Source organism: Candidatus Babeliales bacterium (assembly GCA_040879965.1).
Lineage (GTDB): Bacteria > Babelota > Babeliae > Babelales > JACPOV01 > JBBDJI01.
Genome location: JBBDJI010000013.1, coordinates 200,651 through 222,258 on the forward strand (window position 1 = coordinate 200,651; position 21,608 = coordinate 222,258).

General features: G+C 31.3%; 25 protein-coding genes. 20 read left to right on the top strand and 5 right to left on the bottom strand.

The window, feature by feature from the left end:
- Positions 1-36 precede the first annotated feature (36 nt).
- Both WDZ41_04640 and WDZ41_04645 read left to right on the top strand, forming a co-directional pair.
- Complete coding sequence (locus tag WDZ41_04640) at positions 37-768, top strand: hypothetical protein (protein ID MEX0940620.1); 732 nt, start codon at positions 37-39, stop codon at positions 766-768.
- A gap of 183 nt (positions 769-951) precedes the next feature.
- On the top strand, positions 952-1,563 hold the full coding sequence (locus WDZ41_04645) for a Maf family protein (GenBank protein ID MEX0940621.1): 612 nt from the start codon (positions 952-954) through the stop codon (positions 1,561-1,563).
- Here WDZ41_04645 and WDZ41_04650 read toward each other — a convergent pair.
- Positions 1,556-2,014 (bottom strand): hypothetical protein, encoded by a 459-nt coding sequence (locus tag WDZ41_04650; protein MEX0940622.1) that lies wholly within the window; start codon positions 2,012-2,014, stop codon positions 1,556-1,558. The genes WDZ41_04645 and WDZ41_04650 overlap by 8 nt on opposite strands.
- A 58-nt stretch (positions 2,015-2,072) precedes the next feature.
- Positions 2,073-2,528, bottom strand: coding sequence for a MerR family transcriptional regulator (locus tag WDZ41_04655; protein ID MEX0940623.1), 456 nt, complete (start codon positions 2,526-2,528; stop codon positions 2,073-2,075).
- Between the two features lie 279 nt (positions 2,529-2,807).
- On the opposite strand from WDZ41_04655, the gene WDZ41_04660 reads away from it, so the two are divergent.
- Together WDZ41_04660 and WDZ41_04665 are read left to right on the top strand one after the other, a co-directional pair.
- Positions 2,808-4,388, top strand: coding sequence for a hypothetical protein (locus WDZ41_04660; protein ID MEX0940624.1), 1,581 nt, complete (start codon positions 2,808-2,810; stop codon positions 4,386-4,388).
- 5 nt (positions 4,389-4,393) lie between these two features.
- A complete protein-coding gene (locus tag WDZ41_04665; protein ID MEX0940625.1) occupies positions 4,394-4,861 on the top strand; it encodes a TspO/MBR family protein in 468 nt (155 codons plus the stop codon).
- On the opposite strand, the gene ychF is transcribed toward WDZ41_04665, so the two are convergent.
- Positions 4,858-6,051 (bottom strand): redox-regulated ATPase YchF, encoded by a 1,194-nt coding sequence (ychF, locus tag WDZ41_04670; GenBank protein MEX0940626.1) that lies wholly within the window; start codon positions 6,049-6,051, stop codon positions 4,858-4,860. The two genes, WDZ41_04665 and ychF, sit on opposite strands and share 4 nt — an antisense overlap.
- 95 nt (positions 6,052-6,146) lie before the next feature.
- Between ychF and WDZ41_04675 the strand changes: the two genes are divergently transcribed.
- The 8 genes from WDZ41_04675 (at position 6,147) to WDZ41_04710 (ending at position 16,122) form a co-directional block, all read left to right on the top strand.
- A complete protein-coding gene (locus tag WDZ41_04675; GenBank protein ID MEX0940627.1) occupies positions 6,147-8,510 on the top strand; it encodes a hypothetical protein in 2,364 nt (787 codons plus the stop codon).
- 11 nt (positions 8,511-8,521) lie between these two features.
- On the top strand, positions 8,522-10,270 hold the full coding sequence (locus tag WDZ41_04680) for a hypothetical protein (GenBank protein MEX0940628.1): 1,749 nt from the start codon (positions 8,522-8,524) through the stop codon (positions 10,268-10,270).
- Between the two features lie 11 nt (positions 10,271-10,281).
- The gene (locus WDZ41_04685) at positions 10,282-11,790 is read left to right on the top strand and encodes a hypothetical protein (GenBank protein ID MEX0940629.1); all 1,509 of its coding nucleotides are present in this window, start codon (positions 10,282-10,284) and stop codon (positions 11,788-11,790) included.
- 110 nt (positions 11,791-11,900) lie between these two features.
- A complete protein-coding gene (locus tag WDZ41_04690; protein ID MEX0940630.1) occupies positions 11,901-12,146 on the top strand; it encodes a hypothetical protein in 246 nt (81 codons plus the stop codon).
- Between the two features lie 125 nt (positions 12,147-12,271).
- Positions 12,272-13,165, top strand: a complete 894-nt coding sequence (locus tag WDZ41_04695; GenBank protein MEX0940631.1) for a DMT family transporter — start codon at positions 12,272-12,274, stop codon at positions 13,163-13,165.
- Positions 13,166-13,319: 154 nt separating this feature from the next.
- Positions 13,320-14,006 carry an ankyrin repeat domain-containing protein gene (locus WDZ41_04700; GenBank protein ID MEX0940632.1) on the top strand — a complete coding sequence of 229 codons (687 nt, stop codon included), beginning with the start codon at positions 13,320-13,322 and terminating at the stop codon, positions 14,004-14,006.
- Positions 14,003-15,370, top strand: a complete 1,368-nt coding sequence (locus WDZ41_04705; GenBank protein MEX0940633.1) for an ankyrin repeat domain-containing protein — start codon at positions 14,003-14,005, stop codon at positions 15,368-15,370. Before WDZ41_04700 ends, WDZ41_04705 begins: the two co-directional genes overlap by 4 nt.
- A gap of 173 nt (positions 15,371-15,543) precedes the next feature.
- Positions 15,544-16,122: an ankyrin repeat domain-containing protein gene (locus tag WDZ41_04710; protein MEX0940634.1), complete on the top strand. Its 579-nt coding sequence runs from the start codon at positions 15,544-15,546 to the stop codon at positions 16,120-16,122.
- Between the two features lie 36 nt (positions 16,123-16,158).
- Here the strand turns inward: WDZ41_04710 and WDZ41_04715 are convergent, their stop codons facing one another.
- Complete coding sequence (locus WDZ41_04715; GenBank protein MEX0940635.1) at positions 16,159-16,476, bottom strand: RNA-binding protein; 318 nt, start codon at positions 16,474-16,476, stop codon at positions 16,159-16,161.
- A gap of 405 nt (positions 16,477-16,881) precedes the next feature.
- Here WDZ41_04715 and WDZ41_04720 point away from each other — a divergent pair, with 405 nt between their 5' ends.
- Together WDZ41_04720 and WDZ41_04725 are read left to right on the top strand one after the other, a co-directional pair.
- Positions 16,882-17,643: a ParA family protein gene (locus WDZ41_04720; protein ID MEX0940636.1), complete on the top strand. Its 762-nt coding sequence runs from the start codon at positions 16,882-16,884 to the stop codon at positions 17,641-17,643.
- 10 nt (positions 17,644-17,653) lie between these two features.
- Positions 17,654-17,962: a hypothetical protein gene (locus WDZ41_04725; GenBank protein ID MEX0940637.1), complete on the top strand. Its 309-nt coding sequence runs from the start codon at positions 17,654-17,656 to the stop codon at positions 17,960-17,962.
- A gap of 26 nt (positions 17,963-17,988) precedes the next feature.
- Here WDZ41_04725 and WDZ41_04730 read toward each other — a convergent pair whose 3' ends face one another.
- On the bottom strand, positions 17,989-18,300 hold the full coding sequence (locus tag WDZ41_04730) for a hypothetical protein (protein MEX0940638.1): 312 nt from the start codon (positions 18,298-18,300) through the stop codon (positions 17,989-17,991).
- A 163-nt stretch (positions 18,301-18,463) separates the two neighbouring features.
- On the opposite strand from WDZ41_04730, the gene WDZ41_04735 reads away from it, so the two are divergent.
- From WDZ41_04735 to WDZ41_04760, 6 genes are all read left to right on the top strand, one after another.
- Positions 18,464-18,949: a hypothetical protein gene (locus WDZ41_04735; protein MEX0940639.1), complete on the top strand. Its 486-nt coding sequence runs from the start codon at positions 18,464-18,466 to the stop codon at positions 18,947-18,949.
- A 256-nt stretch (positions 18,950-19,205) separates the two neighbouring features.
- Positions 19,206-19,565: a hypothetical protein gene (locus tag WDZ41_04740; protein ID MEX0940640.1), complete on the top strand. Its 360-nt coding sequence runs from the start codon at positions 19,206-19,208 to the stop codon at positions 19,563-19,565.
- A gap of 26 nt (positions 19,566-19,591) precedes the next feature.
- Positions 19,592-19,939 carry a hypothetical protein gene (locus WDZ41_04745; protein MEX0940641.1) on the top strand — a complete coding sequence of 116 codons (348 nt, stop codon included), beginning with the start codon at positions 19,592-19,594 and terminating at the stop codon, positions 19,937-19,939.
- A gap of 201 nt (positions 19,940-20,140) precedes the next feature.
- Positions 20,141-20,569 carry a hypothetical protein gene (locus tag WDZ41_04750; GenBank protein ID MEX0940642.1) on the top strand — a complete coding sequence of 143 codons (429 nt, stop codon included), beginning with the start codon at positions 20,141-20,143 and terminating at the stop codon, positions 20,567-20,569.
- Between the two features lie 114 nt (positions 20,570-20,683).
- Positions 20,684-21,058 (top strand): hypothetical protein, encoded by a 375-nt coding sequence (locus WDZ41_04755; protein MEX0940643.1) that lies wholly within the window; start codon positions 20,684-20,686, stop codon positions 21,056-21,058.
- An 88-nt stretch (positions 21,059-21,146) separates the two neighbouring features.
- The gene (locus WDZ41_04760) at positions 21,147-21,581 is read left to right on the top strand and encodes a hypothetical protein (GenBank protein ID MEX0940644.1); all 435 of its coding nucleotides are present in this window, start codon (positions 21,147-21,149) and stop codon (positions 21,579-21,581) included.
- Positions 21,582-21,608 lie beyond the last annotated feature (27 nt).

Sequence of the window (21,608 nt, forward strand, 5' to 3'; positions counted from 1 at the left end):
GATTTATAATTTAAAATTAGACAATGAGGAGAAATAATGAAGAAATTAATATTTTTTATATTACTGATGATTGGTGTTATTTCATTGCAGGGTATGGAAACCGATTCTGAAATTCAAAAACAAGAGCAAGGTGAGGTTAATCAAATTATTAATTATATTACCGAAAAAATTTCTTGGTTATTTGGTCCAAAACAGATTGAACTTGAAGAGTTTCCTGAAGAGATTTTAGTCAATATAATTTTACAGATGCCCGGAGGCAATTTTACTGAAACTATCAAAGCAATTAAGGCTTTGAGCCAAACGAATAGAATATTTAATCGTTTAGTAAATGATCCAAAAACATTTGAAGCATTGCTGAATGCATTATCTGAAAAATATAATATTAATCCTATATTAGTTACAGCAGCTTTTGGTACTCAATTAGCAAAAGAATTGTTGGATGAAATTCGCTCCAAATCTAAAGAAACTGAAGTCTTAATCTTAGAAAAAAGCATAGGTGAGAGTGGTCTTGATCTTGAAGATTATTTTGGCATAATTAGAGGTTTTGTAAAATGGAGAGAACTTGTTTGGACTAAGTATGTAGATAGAACTTTGAAGGCAGCATTATATAAAAAGTGTCCGGAAAATGTTGAAGAGCAAAAAAAATGTCATGAATATATTAATGGTAAATTGTATAGTATTTTTGGGCGGATAAGAGAGGAGGAATGGGAGGAGCTTCAACCCTTGTATCCGAGATTTAGACGAATTGATATTGATTATGATAATTAAAAAAATTGACTTATTTTAATTATAATTCTGAATGAGCTGGTAATGATGTGCCGGCTCATTTTTAGTTTCTTTTTTTTTAATATTTCTATATTTAAAAAATTCTCTCTTCTTATTGTTTGATGGTATACTTTTTTTATAAAAATTACTTTTCTATTTAATTTTTTTTTTAGAAAAAGGTTGATCATGAAATATACTTTACTCCTCGGCTCAGAATCAAAATCGCGTCAAAAATTACTTCATGATGCGCGAATTCCTTTTAAAACCATAGGTCATTCGGCCGATGAAAGTGCTTGTGATTGGAATATGCCATTAAAAGAAGTATTAACGTCAATTACTTGTTCAAAGATGGAACATGTGGTGTTGCCTGTAGGTAATGAAGGAGATTATTCATTTGTATTAACCGCAGATACTATGGGATTGGATAGCAAAGGCAATATTCATGGTAAACCAATAAGTAAAGAAGATGCTATAGAAAAAATTATTGCATTACGTGGGCGAGGAAAGGTGGCAACTGCATTTTGTTTAGATAAAAAACAATTTTTAAATAATTTTTGGCAAGTACAACAAAGAATCGTACAAGTAGTAGAAACGGAATATGAATTTAATATTCCCAATGAATGGATTGAGCATTATTTACAGGAAGTGCCCGATTACATGACAATCAGTGGTGCTATTACTATTGAAGGATTTGGCGCACAATTTTTAAAATCAATTCGTGGATCCTATACCAGTATTATTGGATTACCAATGTTTGAGGTACGAGAAGCATTGCAGGCATTGGATTTTTTTAATTAAGTCGCCTTTTTTTGCTTGGTTTCCAGCGTTTTAAAATTTCTTTAAATAATACTTCTTTTGCATTAGCTTCAGGCTTTAATTCAAGTTGCGCTGATACTTTATCAAGACTCAGTTGCACGGTATCAGTATCACAACTTGATGCATCAATTTTATTAATTGAAGTCATCAGATTTTGTTGCTGTGCTTTTTTAACTGAATGCTCATTAAGTGTTTCATGTAATAACGCATCCAATAAATCGAGAAAATCGACAATACTATTTTGCACTGCTTTAGAAGAATTATTATTGTCTAAACCATCTGGTTTTACCAGTTGTTTACTCAGGCCATCATTGACTACTCGTATAATTAATTTTTTTAATGCATGAACTTCTTGATCTGTTAACCATTGTAAAAGATGTAACAATTCATAAGAGAGCTCACATTGATTATCTGAATCAAAGGAATTATTCATATAAAAACCCCTGTTTTTTCAATATTTAAATTTTTTTTAAAGAAAATGACCGTTTTTGTTATTCTTCGTAGTCAATTTCCCATGGATCAATATCAATCGGATCATGCGGTCTTTTTTTGTTTTCATGATCAAATTTTTCTGATGATTTAGCACTTTTCAATGCTAAAAGTTTTTGAGCACTTTGCCTTGCAGTTCCTTTATAAAGTTCTGATTCTTTATCAAGTTGTTCCTGTGTATTTTCAAATGCCCGATTTATTTCTTTTTGCAACTTTTTTATTTGTTTCTGTAATTTCAATACCATTTCCACACCCGCTAAGTTTATACCAAGCTCGTGGGTTAAATAGATTACTTGTTCAAGCATATCAACATCTTCTTCAGAAAATAACCGAGTGTTTCCTTCAGTACGTTTTGGCGCTATAAGCCCTTCTTTTTCATAGAGCCTAATAGTTTGCTGATGCACTGAAAACATTTTTGCAACCGCAGAAATCGAAAAATAACCCTTTTTTCTTTTCATAAAGCAACTCCGGCTTCTTTTCCTTCATGATAATTAGATTTAGTTGATAAAGTATAATAATTTTTATATTTCTTAGAGTATACTATGAAATTTGGAAGATTGACAGAAAGTACTTTACAAAAAAAACGGCTAGTTTTATCTTGTTTAGCACATTTTTGACTGTTTTCCCCCGAAAATCCCTTTGTAGGTCTAACAAAAAGAAAAAGTTATTAATTGTTGTATTTACTTGTCATAGAAGGGTAAATTGAGGGGTAAATTAGGCAATATTGGGAGTGATTAATGAAAATATGGTATAGAATTGCTTTTTTGGCTATAACAATGACCAATTCGTTGAAATCTGAAGACTATTCTACCCTAAGTAGAGAACTTAACGGTTTGTTGCACAATTTAACTGTTCTTACCAACTATCTTGCAATAGTCAAGCCAAAGAGTTTTGGTCTCACAAAAGAACAAATTGCGCAGTTTTCTCCAGAGCAGATAAAACAATCAGATGATTATCTTATCAAGTTGCTTAAATCTTTTGGAAAACCACAGGCAAATACTTTTTATCAATTAAAAAATGCATTGTTAAATAAATGTGAAAGATTATCTAGGCAAGGAGCGTATGATCAAGAATTTAGATTTGCGCAAGCTCATGATCCAAAGGAGTTGACAGAAAGAATTGATGATTTTATTCGTAGTCGATTAGACCCTATAAGAACACCAATCAATGATTATCTAAACACTATAAATAAACAAATACAAAATGGTTCGATTCAAAAAGACTTTATTGCTTTATTTAAGCCGTGGGTTTTAGGGTCTTTTGCAGATTTTGAAAATTTATTAATAGAAGATGGCAAACAGTTAATTATTAATTTTGCTGCGGCAATAAGATATGAAACTAAATTAGATATTCGTCGTCTTATACCTAAAAATAATCTGCAAGCGATAGGATCAGATAATCAATTTGTAAAAGCTTTTACAAGCGATCCAAAAGAGAAAATAGCTTTAATTGATCGATTAAATTTATTACGAATTAATCCAAAATACCTTAAGTTTGAACAATTGCATGAAGATTTAAAAAAATCTGGACCTATAGAAATTCCAACAATCGATGAGGCAAAAAAGGGAGCGAAATTAAATGTTGGTATTATGCAGGTATTCAAAAAAGCGTTAGAAATCGAACTATCTACTCAAGGGTTTATAAGAAAAAAAATAGCACCAGAGATGTTCACCAATGAATATTTACAACATTATATGTTTGATTCTAATCGATTTGCGCCAGTGCGAGACGAATTATCACGATATTTAGGTGTTCCCATAGTAAGACCAACAGAAGTTGAAAGACAAGATTTTATCTCATATCTCGAAAAATTATTAAAGAATGAAATTTATATAACAAAATGGAAAGATCTTACTAAAGAAAAAATAAAGTTAATCATTAATTATAATGATATCATTAACTTTTTTACCGCAGTTGCAACCATACCATTAGCAAGCAAAACAAATTTAAGTTGGCAATATATTCGAAAAAAAACAAATCAATCCTTTGATCAACAGGCATTAAAACAGCTTGTAAGTAAATTAAAAATATTGAAGCCGGGAGATTTGGCCCGTGAGATTGATGCATTAATTGAAAGAAAAATGATACCGGTATATTTTTTATTATCGCCTGAAGCAATTAAAAAATTGCAAGATTTACAGGAAGATTTAAAGGATATATCGCTAGGTGATTTGCAAGAGACACGCAAAAAATTAAATGAAGTAATCAAAAAATATTGGATTGCATTATATAGTGAATTTGCTTTAACTTTAGAAACACTGCCAATAGATCAAGAGGCTTGGAATTTATATCAAACCATCAATAGCATTGAGAGATAATAACGATGAATGTAAAACCAAATTATATTGTTATTCCCACGATTCTCATAATTATTTCAATATTTGGTCAACTTTTTAGCCAAGCAGGTATGCGCTGGTATTTTACCCTTAAACTTCCCATATTTACACCTCACGCAATTGTTTTTTCATTAGTATGGAAAATTATTTATGTGATGCTTGGTGCTGCCTTGCTTATCATTTGGAATAAATTTCCACGTACCGGTCGCTTTTATAGTATTATATTTACTTTTATTATAAACAGCATACTTAATATGGCGTGGACTTATTTCTTTTTTTATAAGCATATGATTGGTTTATCAATATTTAATGCTTTGCTGCTAGTACTTTCTACTTATGTCTTAATATTAATTATTTGGCCAATGTCACGGCTTACTGCAAGTTTATTAATACCGTATGCTCTTTGGCTTACTTTTGCCGTGTATTTGAATATTGGCGTGTGGCTTTTAAATTAAACATTAAATTTGATATTAATAATATCACCATCTTTAACAATATAATCTTGCCCTTCAGTGCGTAATTTTCCGGCAGTTTTAATAGCCGATTCACTTTTGAGTGCAAAAAGATCGGCACAATTAAATACATCAGCGCATATGAAACCGCGCTGTAAATCGGAATGAATTTCACCAGCCGCTTCCCGCACTTTCATGCCTTTTTTTATAGGCCAAGCATGAATTTCGCGTGGCCCGCAGGTAAAGAAAGTAATCAAGCCAAGATTATCATAAGTACTTTTAATGATTTTATTTAACCCTCGTTCTTTTAGGCCAAACATACTCATTGCTTCTTGCGCATCTTCATCAGAAAGTTGCGATAATTCTGATTCCAGTTTAGCACTAATTGGAATAACACGCTCCGAACCAAATGTATTGATTAAAGCTTGATAGTATTGGTTATTTCGATAGGCATCTTGATCAATTTCAGATTCAGCTATATTTGCAATTATCAAGAAGTTTTTAGCTGAAAGTAATGAAACTGTTTCAATGTCGGAATTTTGCACTAATGTGCGTACGAGCGATGCATCAGCTTTATTTAATGCATCTTTAATTTTTTCGAGCAATTCAATTTCTGCTGCGAGTAACTTTAATTCAGCCGGCTTATTTTTTGCTGATTTTTGTAATTGTTGAATTTTTTCAACACGTTTTTCTACACTCTCCAAATCTTTGAGCATCAATTCAGAAATAATGATTTCATAATCAGATACTGGATCTATCGAAACACCAGATAGCGTTATATCAGGATCTTCAAAACACCGTAATACATGTAAAATAAGATCTACTTCACGGATATGGCTTAAAAATTTATTTCCTAACCCTTCTCCAGAAGCGGCTCCTTTGACCAAGCCAGCGATATCCACAAAACTAACGGTCGCGGGAATTGTTTTTTGGCTGTTATATATTTTTTTCAGTTTTTCAATGCGTTCATCAGGTACTTCAGTGATAGCAAGATGCGGTTCAATGGTGCAAAATGGATAATTTTCTGCAGGGACGGATGATTTGGTTAAGGCATTAAATAGCGTTGATTTTCCAACATTTGGTAACCCAACTAAACCTGCTTTGATGCTCATTTTAAAAATTTCCTTATATATTAAACTTTTTTCTTTAATTTCTTTAGTCTGCTCCAATTTTTCTTTTCTGCAAACCCTCATTGTTGATTTTTTATATTTGTATTTCTTATTATATTAAAGAGAAAGAAAAAGTCCAGACGAGACTTTTTCAAAGGGTGGAAAATAAGGAAGATTTAATGAAACGATATTTGGTTTTAACGTTTATTTCTACGGTGTTTTTTTCTTCATTATTTGCGCCCATTGAAGAATGGCATCCAATTGAAGAACCAAAGCCTGAAAATATAGATACATTATCAAGAGAAATTACTGAAGAAAAGCAGCGATTAGAAGAAGAAAAAAGTGAAGCCGAAAGGCGTTTAAAGCAAGCAGAAAAAGAAAAAAACGAACAAGAAATTCGCAAAGTAGAAGAAACATTAAAAGAGACCGATTTAAAGCTCAATCGTGTAGCGTATGATCAGTGGACAGTGAGAATAAAAGATTATCAGGATGAACTTGAAAAAACATCAGATCCTGCGATACAAAAAAGGATGAAAAATGAAATTAAAGATGCTGAAGAACAACGAGAAGCAGTTGCTGAACGTATCAAATCGCTTTCTCAAGATTTAAAAGTCAGTTATGAACCGATTGTTTCAGGTGTTGAAAAATGGGAAGAGGAAACAAGAAAAACATTAAAAAATAAACTTCAAAAAGAGGAATTTGAAGAAGAAGAAATGAGGACATTTTTTCAGGAAAAATTTGCTGAGATTAAGGAAAATTATCCTGATTATTCTACTCAAAAAGAGGTTTTGCAAAAATTAATTGGTATTATAGACGAGCAAGTCGGTAGTTTTTCGATAATTAATGATATTCAAGCTCGTATTAATCAAATTGAAAAATTTCAAAAAAACCTACCACCAAAGCTACCCGGAAACAAATTAGTTGAGCGATTAAAATTATATGAAAAATTACCAAGTGATCAAATTGAATTGCTAAATAAAGAATTTTTAAATATTAACGATATTAAAGATAATGAAGAAGCAGAAAAAGCATTAGAAGAAATGCTTGGTGCTATCAAGCGCTATGGTTTAGAAGTAGACCGTTCTTTCAGAGAAACAATTCAGGAACGAATAAATATTTTAAAAACTGAGGAAAAGCCAGTAGATCCTGAAATACAACAAGCAGAGGAACAATATGGTATTTTTTCTCAAGCGCTTGGTAGTGCAACTGAATTTGTAAGTAGGTTTATTCCTGAATCGATAAAAGAAGGAATTAGTGTTGCTATTGATGCAACATCCAAGTTGTTAGAATTTACAGCAAAAGATATAGAGAATGGTGTTATCAATGCAATTGAGCAGGCACCAAATATTTTCAAAGACATTTTTGAAAATATCGGATTGGCAGGAGAAGAGGCAAGAAAATATGCAATCACTGCACAAAAATATGCAGAAGTAATGGGACATGCGCCAGAAACATTAGAAATTATCTTGTCTGCAGCTGATAAAACCAATTTTGCTATTGCGCAGATTGAGCCTGTTTTGCGAGCTCTTCCTATTGAAAAAGCACAAGAGGTCGCCAGGCAATTATTAAAAGCGCAAGAAACTATTGAAAAAATAAAAGGTGAGAAAGCTAACTTAGAAAAAATAGCAAAAGGTGTTAAAGGAGCAGCCCCATTTATTAGTAATGTTGGAGAAATAGGCGAACGCATCGGTGGATTTTTGGTTAAAACAACGCAAGGACTTACCAAAGGAAAAGAGATAATTCGGCAAGCACAAGCGGAAGAATTTAATAGAGATTTAAAAAATGCTGAAGCATTGATAGAACAAGAACGATATAACATTATGTCTCAACCAAGCATGAGTAAATTTAGAAAAGCGGTAGAGCCTTTAGTTAATTTAGGTCGACGCATAGGAGCTTGGTTCAGAGAAAAAGTTTATGGCACTTATAAAAGTAGATTAGAAAAAGCAAATCAGAATTACACTAATACGCGAACGGAATATTTACAAACATTAGGTTTTGATGAATCTGAAATTAGAACAGGTCCAAGTGAGCAAGAAATAAAAAATAAATTGAATGAAGCGCTTAAAGATGAAGTCAACAAAAAGCAAATCACCGTATTAACTCGACGATTAGCACAACATACTTCAGATTTAGCACAAGTTTATAAAGAATATACCGATCAGTTAAATAGTGTACATGCAAACTATGAATTTTTAGTAAAAGGGTGGAATACTGCGGTTACACAAGATCCAACAACAATGAGCGCGTTTACCAATACTCTTTTTGATATGCGGGCACAAAAATTTGCATATTTAGATGCAATTCAGCAGGGCATAAAACTACTTAATGAAGAAATTAATAGCGTGGTTACGCCAACTGATCCATTGAAAGATCTTACTGATACCTTTGCCCAATCATTAAGTAAAATGGCTAACAATGAAATGATAAGTACTATTGAAGCTTATGAAAAAGAGATTAATGAAATTTCAGATAATATCGATCTTCATAAAAAAATAGTTGAAAATTTTTTAAAAGTGCAACAAGAATTCCCACCGCCGGGATAAAGAAAGAAATTATGAAAAACCAATTATTTTTTTTGTTTTTATTTAATTTGAGCGGCGTAGTTTTTGCTTTTGAAAGAAGCATTGAAGTTAAGCCATTTGAACCAAAAGAAGAAATTAAAGAACCAACAAGCTCATTAGAAGCAAAAAATCTTGCAGAACGTTTAAAAGAGACACAAGAAGAGGCTCGTAAAACAAGAGAGCAAATTGATGAAGCAAAAAGTCAGTTGGAACAGAAAGAAATATTAAATATTTCTGAAAAAGAAATAGAAGAATTACAAAAACAACTTGAGCAAAATAAAAAGTTAGCCAAAGCATATGAAAAAAAAGCAAAAGCAGAACAAGATATTTTAAAAAAACCTGAAATAAAAAAATTATTAAAAGAATATGAAGAACAATTAGCTGAGCAAGAAGAACCAGCATATGAAGTTCCTTTGGGTGAGTCGCTAGAAGAATTTGAAAAATCATTTCAACAAGGAACACAAAATAAATCGGCCGAACAAATCAATCTATTGCGCAATGGAATCGAAACTTCTGTTGATATTGATGTTATAAATGAAAGTTTAAATAAAACGAGAAATATAAATGAAAAATATAAAATTATTGATGAAAAGCAAGAACAATTAAAAGAAATAAAAGAGCTGGTTGATGGAGAATTGCAAAAAGTTGCTACTGATCCATCAATTTCGCAAAATTATAAAATTGCTTTACATGATTTAAGAACAACTATTACTGAAAAACTTGAAGAATTGAATATTTTAAATCTACAACTTGATGAACAACAGCTTGGTTTTATTGCTCGTATTGCACGAAATTTAAAAGATTGGTTTGACCGTACTTTTGATTTTCATAAAGAATCAGTTAAAAAACGATCAATTGAAGACGAGTTAGCACTTATGAAAGAAAAACAAAAAGATATTGAGCAAGTTAATAGATTATATTCGGATATACAACAATTACAAAATAACGCTGCAGGATTAGTGAAAACTATAAATCTGGATATTCAACAACCAGCGGTAATAAAACAAAGTTTTAATAAACATAGAAATGAAGCAAATAAAGTTTTAAAAGAGCTCAACATTTTAGAAAAAAAAGCATCTGCATATGAGCCCATTATTGAAGATGCCTATACTGATTTGCAAGAATTGACTGGTCATTTTCAAGCAAAAGCGGAGCGCTACAAAGAAAAGGAATATCCAACTTTATTTGATAAATTATTTAAAAAATATCAAATTGAGCTGGAAGAAGAATATGCGCCTGATCAGGTATATCAGGCTCTTGGCTTTGATCCCGGCATTGATCCTAAAACAATATCGCAAGAAGAGATATTGCAAGCAAGTGAGCAGCTTCAGGAAGCATTTCGTGGAATTGTAAGAGGAAAAGCTGCAAGAAATGCGGGAGTACTTTTAAGAGATTCAATTGCGCGTGAGACATATGATACTTTCTTAAAAGATTATCGTTCGCTAAAGCAAAAAGGCATGGATCCAAGTAAAACAAATGAAGCAGCTACCCGTTATCTAAATCAAGATGGTGAACTATCTAAATTACAGATATCCGAAAGTCTGCATAATAAAATAATAAATGAAGCATTACCGTTATTGATTGGTGAAGCTTTACCAGATGCAGGTGTTTTGCGCGCTCAGAATGGAAAGTTTCCGCTTATTAGAGTAATTAGTCAAGTTCAAGAAGCATTATCCAATGCACTGGAAAATGCTCAAAAAACTATTCAAAAAATACCCCAGGAAGGGCCACCAGGGTTTTAAAAGGAGAAAGTATGCAATATTTTAAATATATACGAATTTTATTAATCTTAATTTTTAATATTTGTGCAGCAGAAATTGCTTTACCCGAAGCAAGTATGCCTCAAACATCCGAAGAAGTATATAGTTTATACATATGGTATCAATCGATGGGTCAAGATATTGAAAGTATTAAGGATATTCTTGAAAAAAAAGAACAATTACTGCAGGCGCAAAATTTATCAGCAGCAGAAGAAAAGAAAATTGTAACCCAAATTAAATCTTATAAAGAAATCATAGAGAAATATCAAAAAACAGAACAATTTCTTAAACAACCCGAGATTCAATCAAAGATTCATGAGTTTACAATGCGTACCTCAGCATTACAAGAGCTAGAAAATATTGAAAAAGAAATTTTCAACCCTTTAAGGCAAGCACTTTTAGTTCAAGATAGTGTAATTGTGGAAGGTTTATTTAATGAATTTAAAAAAAGATTAATGCATGAAAATATGAGTAAAGAACTTGCATCACTGCCTTCTTTAAATGCAAAAATTAATTATATCAAGGCTATGCGTATTCCATTACATACCGCTCAAGAAATTGTAATACCTTATATTGAATTGATGAAAACGGAAGAATTTAACTCTGATTTTATTAAAATTGTTCAAAAATTTAATCAATATATCGATCAACAATTAGCGCAATTAGATCAAAATACGGTTAATTTATATAAAAAAGAAATAGCGCCAAGAACAAAAGTATCACCGTCTTTTTCTTCAAAAAAACAGTTTGCAGAATTTCAACAGATAGTTAAAAAAATCAAAAAAGAAATTGCCCCGAGTTTAAAATTGATTGAAGAACTTGAAAATTTAGAAAATAAAGCAGAACAAGGCGATAATAAATCGTATATAAAAAGAAGATTGCAAATAATACAAACTCATTTTGATAAAAAGAAAATAGAACAGCTAAGAGATATAAATAATAATTTGCAAAAATTAACCGGTAATTTGCTTGCATTAACAAAGCGTTATAAAGGAAAGTATCCTACTTTATTTGATAGTCAATATGAAGAATATCAAGCAGAGTTTAAAGGCAGCGATTTTAATGCTTTCCAAGCATATCAAGCATTAGGATTAGACCCAAAAGAAAACCCTGAACATATAACACAAGAACAAATCGATAAAGCTTATGAATTGCAAAGAAAACAATTAAAGCAAACTGATAAGAATTGGCTAGCGGCTCGTAATGCTTCAACTATTTTACGAGATCAGATTGGTAAGCAAACATATGATGCTTTTTTAACAGATCATTTTATGTTAAGAAAATTAGGCATTGATTCTATTAATGCAAAAAGTAAGCCAGTAGAACAATTTTTGAACACCAATAGCGCTTTAGCACAATTACAAATTACTAAAGATATGCATGATCGAATACTTCAGTTCTACCCGGAAGTGAATGAACTCTTTAGTAAAGTTGGTTCGGCACTGAATATAATTGAAACTTTGCCGCAACAAATAGAGAATATTGAAACTTTATTACAGTAAAAATATTGATTTATATGTTTTGTATTTGTTATTACTTATTGCATTGATGTAATTTTTTTATATGATTGCTAAGTAGTAGTATTATTATTTCCAAAAAAAGGAGAAGAATTATGACAAACATGACAGGTACACCTGCAGTACATACGTTACACCATGTGCTGACTTTTATCACAGCATTGGGGTGCATTCATATTGGTGCAATGGCACTTGGCTATAATATTTTAGATATGGGTTTTTTAATGCCTATATCAATGTGGATTGAATATTTCTTTGGTATTTGTGGTCTTATCAGCCTTGCATTAGTAGTTTTCCATGGTACATTTTGTCATTGTATGCATTGCGAAAAAGTAAAATAAGTATTACTTGCAAAAAAGCCTGGTCTTTGCCAGGCTTTTTTTGTTATTGCGCTATTAATAACTTTTATTAACATGATAATATATTATTGATACATATCATTATCATGTTAATAAAAGGATATCCCATGATATTAATTCTGTTACTGTATGCATTGTGTGCAAGTAGTTTTACCATATCAAAAGCGGTACTTGCATATAGTGCACCTATATTTTTTGTTGCAATTCGTATGATAGTGGCAGGGTTATTATTACTTGGTTTTGTTTGGTATCGCAATGCATTAATGAGCATTAGGCGTGTCTGGCAATTATTTTTACCCGTTATTTTTTTTCATATTTATTGTGCGTATGTATTTGATATTTGGTCATTACAATATATGACTTCTTTTAAATCTTCATTCTTTTTTAATTTATCGCCATTTATAACGGCACTTCTTTCTTATTTTTATTTGAATGAACGTTTAACTATTAAAAAATGGATTGGTCTTATCATAGGATTTGTGGGATTAATGCCAATGCTGTTAAAAGATGCACCTTCTGAACAGCTATTTGGCGAAGTTTTAAATATTTCAATCCCAGAGATTTTTTTACTAATCGGAATTATTTCTTCGTGTATTGGTTGGATAAGTATGAAGCGATTATTGCCTTATGGTTATTCACCTTTATTAATTAATGGAATCGGTATGTTTTATGGAGGTTTATTGGCATTAGGTACTTCTGCTATCGCAGAAAATTGGTTTGTAACACCACCAGTCAAAGAGTTAATACCCTTTTTAGGCCTAACTGCTCTTATTATAGTTGTATGCAATTTTATTTTTTATAATTTATATGGCTATGCGCTTCATAAATATTCACCAACTTTTTTATCTTTCGCCGGTTTTACCTGTCCATTATTTACTGCATTATTTGGGATGATTTTTTTAAACGAACAAGTAACATGGCATTTTGTAGTTGCTTCTGTTGTAGTGTTTATTGGTTTATATCTTTTTTATAGCGATGAATTGCAAACATCTCGATTTTAAACCTAATGAATATTTTTTCACTTGAAATAAAAGCCATAAAAAGTTTCCTTTATAATTTGGCATAATTTATTATAAAGTTTTTTATTTGCTATATTAATAAAAAAAACAATAATAACTAATCGAGGTATATTTTGTGAGAATTATAGTAGGGTCCATGGTTTTTATTTTTTTAATAATAAATGCAATTGAATATGGTCAAATACCAAAAAAACCAAACAGTTATGAGCCAATATCTTTGCGTGGCTTATCAGCAAAAAAAATAATACTTTTTTTAAAAGATAAGGTAATTTTTCAAGAAAATATCAATAATTTACCCCATGAATCAAAATTATTAATTAGCACTTTAGAGAAATACCCTACGATAATTGCATTAGAAAAAGCTTTTTTTGCAAGTCCTCTTGATATATCATTTTTAAATGTTATTAAATGCTTTGGTATTGAAAATTCCTATGATGATTGTGGAAAAACAATTTTAAGTAATAAGATTTTGAACCGTAAGAATAATGATGTCAGTTTTTTAATTGATAATGATTTTGATATTAATTTTCCTGATGCTGATGGCACTACTCCTTTAATGCATGCCGTAGAAACTGGTCAAAAAAAAATAGTAAAAATGTTGTTGCAGCGAGGAGCAAATGTTAATATCCAAAATATGCTTGGATTTACTGCATTAATGCGTGGAATTCTTAACAATCAATATGATATTATAAGAATTCTTTTGCAAAAAGGTGCTGACATTAATTTTAAAAGTTGGGCTGATCAAACAGCACTCTCTTTGGCGCAAGATTTTTGCCAGAAAAAAACTGAAAAACTATTACTACAATATGGAGCTCATCAATGATTTTTTTTAAAAACAATAATTGTTTTTATTTGTACGTACTAAGCTTTATGGCAGGAAACTCTCTTTTTGCAATGAAAATTCAATCGTTGAAAGATTTAACATTTGTCCGAGTGGCTCAATATATAGATAAACAGATTTTGGATGTTAAGACGTTAGAGGTAATACCCAATGAATTGAGTTATGATATTTCTTTGAATTTATTGAATTTTCAAAGGAAAAAGGAAATTACTCCCTTAATATATTGGACACAAGAAAATAAAATTGATTTAGTAAAAAAAATAATTCAATTTGATGCCCAAAGTATTAACAGAAGAACGTCAGATAAACTTTCTGCATTTGATTATGCGGTTATAAATCGAGATTATAAAATTGCAGATTTATTGATAGAATTTGGTGCAGAAATTGAAGATTCAAATAAAAATAATCAGTATCCATTAATTCTATATTTACTAAATTATTTACCAAATGAAGATAGAATTAAGATTGAAGACTTACTAGAAAAAATACAGTATTTATATGAAAAAGGCGCATCAATCAAACGCTTTAATAAATATGGAAATGACGCTCTGCGCTATGCAATTCAACAGAAAATATGCGATGTTGCAGAATTTTTAATCAATAAAGAGGTAGATATTCATATTCCTAATCATGGCGGATATACCCCATTAATGTTGGCTGCTGGATCTGGTGTATTGCCAATAATTAAAATTTTAATAGAAAAGGGAGCTGAAATTAACAAGCGCATGAATAATACTAAAAGTTATACTGCGCTTATGATTGCCATTAAAAATGGATGGTTAGAGTGCGTTAAAGAATTGTTAAATTATGACGCTGATGCAACATTATTAGATAATCAAGGAAATTCGCCAATAGTGCTTGCCGCAAAAAAGGGTAGATACGATATTGTTGCGTATTTTTTAGAACAAGATCATGATCCAAATTTAACAAATAATAATGCTGATACAGGATTAATGTATGCATCACAAAAAAATTATCATCGGATAGTAGAATTGTTATTAAAAAATAATGCCGATGTAAGTAAAAGAAATAATCAAGGGAAAACGGCATTTTTATTGGCAATAGACAATGGTTCGTATGAATCGGCCGAATGCCTTATTGAATATGGAGCTGATGTCAATGAATGTGATGCATTAGGCAATACACCTTTGACTATTGCTGTTTTTAATGCAAAAATTCCAATAGTCAATTTATTGATTGAAGCAAAAGCAAATATTAATGAACAAGATTCGGAAGGCTATACCGCACTTGAATATGCAAGAGAAAACGGTCTTTCTGCAATTGAACAGATTTTATTAAAAGCCGGAGCCCAAGCAAATATAGAAGATTATGAGGATAGTGAATAAGATTAACGCTGAATGAATATGCTCAAATAATCAAACGATTAAAATCTTTCGAAGTTCTATAGCAATTGTCTTGATTTATTCAATTTGACAAAAACACAAATTTTTAATACACTAAAATACATCAGGTCTATCATCTTTCTGTAATTTTAACTTTAAAATTTGAAACAAATATTATGAAAAAATGTATTCTTTTCATTGCAGCCTTAAATTTGATTTATAGTGTTCATAGTTCTATCGCTATGGAAAATGATCCTTTTAATTTTAAGATTGCAGAGAAAAAGAGTGATATCTTATATATTGATCATGCATTAAAAATTACTGATCCTCAAAAACTTAACAAAATGTATGTTCGTTCTAATGGCAAAACGCCATTGCACTTAGCAATTCAATGTCAGAAAAAAACAAGTACTACCACGCTTATTGAAAATGGTGCAGATGTAAATAAAACAGACAAAGAAGATTTAACGCCATTAATGTACGCCATCAAGAGTAAAGATTTGTTATTAGTGAAGGAATTAATAAAAGCAGGAGCTGATGTTTCTAAAAGAACTGCAAAAGGAAACTGCTTAAATTATCTGTATAGTCTAAAGAAAGATGTTGGTTTGCCTGTTGAATTAAAAGGTATAGAAGATTATCTTTATTATAGGTTGCGTGTGTCTGTTACAAAAAGATTGGTTAAAGCAATTTTAATAGCAACCATGCTTTACTCGATCTACTCGATCACTAATTATCTTTTTAAGAGGTTTGTATAGACATGAAAAAACCCCGGTTAAAACCGGGGTTTTTTATTAGTAGCGATTATTTCTTTGTGAACGGAAACCGCCGCCGCCGCCGCCACCACCATGGGATGGACGCGGACGACTTTCTTTAGCATTAGCAGTGCTAACACGTAAGCGTCTTCCGTCAATTTCTTTGCCATCTAATTGCGCGATAGCTTCTTGCGCTTGTTCTTTTGAACCCATTTCAACAAATCCAAAACCTTTTGAGTTCCCGGTAAATTTGTCAGTTACTACTTTAGCAGAAACTACTTCGCCATAAGCTGCAAATAATTCTCTTAATTGATCTTCGGTTACCGAGTACGATAAATTTCCTACGTAAATATTCATTTTTCAGTTCTTCTTAAAAAAAATACATAAAATACATTAACACAAAATAGCACTTTTTCTCCTGCTACACAGATCCTTTCGTAAGATACAGGTTACACTTTACTTAACCAGTATATCACATTTTATAAAAAATGAAGAATAGTTCTTAGCAGAATATAGAGCGAGTTTGTAGAAAATACGTAAAAAGACATAATTGCCAGAAATAAAGCCATTAAGCCTACAGGGACAATTTGGCATATTTAACCCAAATCACATCAATAGCTGCATCGCGTGGGTTATTGATTTTATGGTAATAGGCAAAATTGTGTCAATTGCAGCAATTTTGTTCATTTTATCATTTAACTGTTTTATCTTTATTTAGTTCTTTAGTAAGATTTGTATACATTTTTTACCAGTGAGGAAAACATGCGAAAAATAGCGATTATTAACCAAAAAGGGGGGAGCGGCAAAACCACTACCACTGTAAATTTGGCGGCTAGTCTTGCTGAAAAAAAGCGTCGGGTGCTTTTAATAGATTTAGATCCGCAAGCATCAAGTACTATGTGGTATGGTTTGGCTAAAGACTTAAAGGGCATCTATCCAATATTTACTGAAAATGAGGATATTGGCAGCGTTGTTGTTAATACCGAATATGCGGATATTGATGTAATTCCAGCCTCATCATGGCTCATTGGGCTTGATAAGCGTTTAGCGCAAGAAGTTGGCGCTGAAACTATTTTAAAGCACAAACTTGATGAGGATGTGCTCAAAAAATATGATTATATTTTGATAGATTGCCCGCCAACCTTGGGTATTTTGACGGTTAATGCACTATGTGCAGTTGATGAGATTATTGTACCTGTTGAGGCTCGGTATATGGCTTTAAGTGGTCTTGTGCAATTGCTTGAAACCATCAATGTTATCAAAAAACGATTAAATCCTAATCTTAAAATTGCCGGTATTTTGCCATGTCGTGTAGACGGCAGAACAAAACATGCCAAAGAAGTAGTTGCTGAATTGCAAAAGAACTTTAAAGGAATGCTTTATGAAACAGCTATTAGAGAAAATATTCGCTTATCTGAGGCGCCATCATTTTCAAAGCCAATAACGGTATATGATAAAAATAGTAATGGAGCATGCGATTATCGTGCATTTGCCAAAGAAGTAGTTAAACAAGAATTATCCTGAAGGAGAAATTATGGAAAAGAAAAAAACAATGGGAAATAACCCATTAGAAGCGTATTTGACTACGCAAATTCAAGAAAAAGCCGAAGAAAAGGTTGCTTTAGCGCCAATAGCCAAAAAAAAGGAGCGGATCACCATACATTTGCCAGTAGATTTAATTGATCAGGTAAAAAATGTAGTGTATTGGGAGCCGGGATTAACTTTAACCGGATTTGCTGAATATGCTTTTGAGCAAGCACTCAAAGAGCAAGAAGGCCGTCGTGGAGAACCTTATCCAGAGCGGAAAGAAAAATCACTTAAAAGTGGTCGTCCTATGAGCTGAAATTATAAAGAGCCATTTTTGGCTCTTTATTTACTAAAAATTGCTAAAAATTGTTTGGGATGGCTAGTTTTTATATGCCTATAGAGAGTATTTTTGTGTTGAGCGGTACGGCATACACTACAATGAGGAATGGCGCTTGATATAGAAGGTTGTTTTTTTGTTGTTTTTGCAAGTTTTATATATTTTTTTGAGGCAATTGATAACAAACATTTTAGTTTTTTATTAGGATAGGAACTTGGGTTTTTATTATTGAGTGATATAGTTTTATTTTCCATAGCAAATTGAGGCAAGACAAATAGAACAGCGCCAAAAAGAGTTAAAAATATTTTTTTTAGCATAATTTTTCCTCAGTGATGAAATAAATTATCAAGACAGTGGTAGATTATAACAGGCGATTTTAAAAGTAAAATTAAAACCTATCTTTTTTATTTGTAATTTTTTGATAATAAGGTAGTATTATGAGCACTATTACTTATAAATCTAAATTACACGGAGAATTTTATGATAAATAATCGTCTTTTTTCTTTGCTAATATTGAGCGGTATGATGATATCTCTAACCTGTAAGGCTACTGAGGAAATATGTTCTGTTTCGCTTGAAAATGCTACCCAAGAATTAATTCCTCTGGTTATTGAGATTAAGAAATTTAATAAAAAAACAGAAATACAAAAAATTTCATTGGGTTCGGGTGCTTTGCATAAGGTTGAATTGAGAATTCAAACAAACACAGGAGCAAAAGATTCAATTCAGAAAATTTTTATTGGGAAGCAATTGATATTGTCGAGCTCTGTTTCTATTGAACCACAATCTAGAAGCGAAAAGACGAATGGTTTTAGCGGAAAAGAATATTATAAATATAAATTGGAAAAACGAGCTATTGAAAAGAGAGAAAATACTTTTGATAAGTTTTTAGGTTTATTTAGAAAATCTAGTAGCAATCCTGGTTTTAACTATGGAATAACAAGAACAAGAGTAACTGTCGGTTAAATTTTTTCTCAAATTTAAAAAAATTGCCCCCCAATTAAAAAAGTGAGGGCAATTTTTTTTGTCTTCTTATATAACTAAAGCAAATAACAATTGAATATTCAGATAGAATATTGCTATTATTGGTAATGATGGCATCAAACAAGAATAAGAAAATACATTTGTTGCCAACTATACAAAAAGGCCTTTTTTGGGATGTTTTTGCATGAATTGCGAAATTGGCCGTAAGTATTTCAGAATAAAAATAGGGGTAGAAAGTATGAAATTTTCCATCAAAATTATAGTCCTGATATTTGTTTGTAGCGTTTATTCTTCTCTTGAATTTGCAAAAGCAGGTCATTGGACCTTTGTAAATAAAACAGGCATCGATCTTTATCTAGTTACTGCCAGAGTAAAACCTGGAAAATCTTTGTCATCTCGAGCCATAAGAGGTTCTCAGCTTGGATTTTTTCTGAGTAAAGATCAAGATTCGATTGGTTCAAGAGCAGAAGTGGATACTTATGGAGATGAATGTATAAGAATTAATATTAGATATAGTTTTTCTGAAATTCGTTGTGAGCCAGGAACTTATGAGATTATTAAAGATGCATTTCACGGGTTTCAAATAACTAAAAAATAATACTTGTTTTATGAGGGAAGTTGAACATGAAAAGATTTATTAGTTTGCTATTATTTATATTTAGTTCGCATGTTGGCTTGCAAGCTGTTGATAACTATATTTTTGTCAATCCAAATTCTCTTACAATTAGCGCTGAAATTTTTAAAGTTAAAAAAGCAGATAAAACAAGAATCAGCAAAGTCTATGATAAAGATATCGCTTATAATCAATCTATAACTATGCATGCCAAAGATGCGAGCGAATGTTTTTTAGTTATTATTTCTCTGACCAAAGTTGGTAAAAAAGAAACCAAACAAAGCTTTGTTTGTGAAGGCCCGGGTACCTATCATATAAAAATGAATGGCATGCAAAAATTGACTTTTGAGAAAAAATAATTACTAATTTTTATAAAAAGTCAATTTTTCTTATTGTTTAAAGTAATGCCTTTTTTTGGTTAAGGTTTGGAGGGTATTTTTGTGTATTGTGTAAAATCTAGTCTAAAAAAGATTGAATATCCAGATTGAATATTGTTATTATAATAATAAAAGATATAAAGTTAATGAGGCTATTTTTAGGTGATAAAAGGAGAAAATATAGTGAAAAATTTAAAATATCTCATCTTAATTGGATTAGGTGTGCTTTCATGTGGCATTAGTGCCCAGATTGCGCAATATAATTTTAAAATTACCAATGAAACTAAAGATAACTTAAAAATTTGGGTAGAAATTGGTACTGATAGGCCTGGGATTAAAGCTAAATGTAAGGGTGCATCGTTTGATTTGCAAAGCAAACAATCTCAGGTAATACCAAGAGAAGCACCTTGTCAACTTACTCAAATAAAAGTTCAGAAAATAAATGAACAAGCGCAACCACTCGAAAAAGAAGCTACAAAGCTTATGGGTGAAGGTGAGTATTATTCAGCCAGAGCGCCACAACGCATGATTTCTATTAAAAAAGGATTTAGGGTATTAGGATTAGGTAGCCAATATAAATTATCGCCATCGCCAGTAACTTATGGAGATTAAGTTTTTATTTAAAATGATTTTTTACGCCGCATGGCCAATTAATATTAATTTATAACTTTCAAAAAGATGCAAAATGGCCGCAAATTCATAAATGGCTTAAATGGAAGGGTACATGTGAAAAATTTACAAAAACAAGCAGTTTTTTTATTAACTATTATATTGTCATGTTTTTCTTTAACTAATGCTTATACTTATAATTTTCTTAATAATACGGGAGAAAAAATTTTTGTTGAAGCATGGCAGATGGGGGTGAAGCCATCGAAATTTCGACCTAGCCGTTGCACAGAAAGACAACAAGTTTTGAATAAGGAATTAAATTCTTTTGAAGCTGTAAACGCAAAAACTAGTTGGTTCTGTTGTATTGATGAAATTAGAATTAATGGGAAAAAAATAATTCGTCCTGGTGATGGGCGTTCTGTATGTCCCAGTACACATGGGCAAACGTGGCTTATAATAAAAAAGAAAGATAGTTTTGATATAATTAAATAAACAGAGATTAATTTTTGAGAAGTTTAAATTTTCAAAAGATGAAAAAATTCAAAGTAGAGCGTATAAAAAAGAAAAAATAGGGTTAAAGATGAAAAAGTTTTTTTTACTTTTAATAATTCTTTGCACAGGATCATTACTTCAGGCCAAGGGGGAAATAAAAAAATATAAATTTACTTTCAGAAATGAAACCGGAGAAAAAGGGCCATTTCCAATTTTATTTTGGTCTGGTAACAATTATCGTGAGATCAGCGAAAGAATAAGAGCATACCTTCTTCAAAAATCACGGAAAAAAAAAGATCAGCCGAATCAACGCTTTGAATTAGAGTCAACAAGATTAATCACATCTGGTAATCCGTGTATGGGTGCTGCTTTAGTAAATAAAAAGAACGAGTATGTACACGGTATTATGGACTGCGACAGCGGTAAAAAAGATAGAAAGGACTCTGTGTTGCAAAAATCGGAGAGGAATAATTATTTCTTTTCTCCAGGTATCTATCCGACTGCAAAACCAAAACGAAAATAAGCGCTTCATTATAAGGGCGCGTATATT

Coding starts and splice junctions, on each gene's coding strand:
- WDZ41_04645 (MEX0940621.1), top strand. CDS start 952: ATGAAATATACTTTACTCCTCGGCTCAGAATCAAAATCGCGTCAAAAA.
- WDZ41_04655 (MEX0940623.1), bottom strand. CDS start 2,528: ATGAAAAGAAAAAAGGGTTATTTTTCGATTTCTGCGGTTGCAAAAATG.
- WDZ41_04715 (MEX0940635.1), bottom strand. CDS start 16,476: ATGAATATTTACGTAGGAAATTTATCGTACTCGGTAACCGAAGATCAA.
- WDZ41_04725 (MEX0940637.1), top strand. CDS start 17,654: ATGGAAAAGAAAAAAACAATGGGAAATAACCCATTAGAAGCGTATTTG.
- WDZ41_04740 (MEX0940640.1), top strand. CDS start 19,206: ATGAAATTTTCCATCAAAATTATAGTCCTGATATTTGTTTGTAGCGTT.
- WDZ41_04685 (MEX0940629.1), top strand. CDS start 10,282: ATGCAATATTTTAAATATATACGAATTTTATTAATCTTAATTTTTAAT.
- WDZ41_04640 (MEX0940620.1), top strand. CDS start 37: ATGAAGAAATTAATATTTTTTATATTACTGATGATTGGTGTTATTTCA.
- WDZ41_04710 (MEX0940634.1), top strand. CDS start 15,544: ATGAAAAAATGTATTCTTTTCATTGCAGCCTTAAATTTGATTTATAGT.
- WDZ41_04660 (MEX0940624.1), top strand. CDS start 2,808: ATGAAAATATGGTATAGAATTGCTTTTTTGGCTATAACAATGACCAAT.
- WDZ41_04735 (MEX0940639.1), top strand. CDS start 18,464: ATGATAAATAATCGTCTTTTTTCTTTGCTAATATTGAGCGGTATGATG.
- WDZ41_04705 (MEX0940633.1), top strand. CDS start 14,003: ATGATTTTTTTTAAAAACAATAATTGTTTTTATTTGTACGTACTAAGC.
- WDZ41_04690 (MEX0940630.1), top strand. CDS start 11,901: ATGACAAACATGACAGGTACACCTGCAGTACATACGTTACACCATGTG.
- WDZ41_04760 (MEX0940644.1), top strand. CDS start 21,147: ATGAAAAAGTTTTTTTTACTTTTAATAATTCTTTGCACAGGATCATTA.
- WDZ41_04745 (MEX0940641.1), top strand. CDS start 19,592: ATGAAAAGATTTATTAGTTTGCTATTATTTATATTTAGTTCGCATGTT.
- WDZ41_04675 (MEX0940627.1), top strand. CDS start 6,147: ATGAAACGATATTTGGTTTTAACGTTTATTTCTACGGTGTTTTTTTCT.
- WDZ41_04700 (MEX0940632.1), top strand. CDS start 13,320: ATGGTTTTTATTTTTTTAATAATAAATGCAATTGAATATGGTCAAATA.
- WDZ41_04650 (MEX0940622.1), bottom strand. CDS start 2,014: ATGAATAATTCCTTTGATTCAGATAATCAATGTGAGCTCTCTTATGAA.
- ychF (MEX0940626.1), bottom strand. CDS start 6,051: ATGAGGGTTTGCAGAAAAGAAAAATTGGAGCAGACTAAAGAAATTAAA.
- WDZ41_04730 (MEX0940638.1), bottom strand. CDS start 18,300: ATGCTAAAAAAAATATTTTTAACTCTTTTTGGCGCTGTTCTATTTGTC.
- WDZ41_04665 (MEX0940625.1), top strand. CDS start 4,394: ATGAATGTAAAACCAAATTATATTGTTATTCCCACGATTCTCATAATT.
- WDZ41_04680 (MEX0940628.1), top strand. CDS start 8,522: ATGAAAAACCAATTATTTTTTTTGTTTTTATTTAATTTGAGCGGCGTA.
- WDZ41_04720 (MEX0940636.1), top strand. CDS start 16,882: ATGCGAAAAATAGCGATTATTAACCAAAAAGGGGGGAGCGGCAAAACC.
- WDZ41_04695 (MEX0940631.1), top strand. CDS start 12,272: ATGATATTAATTCTGTTACTGTATGCATTGTGTGCAAGTAGTTTTACC.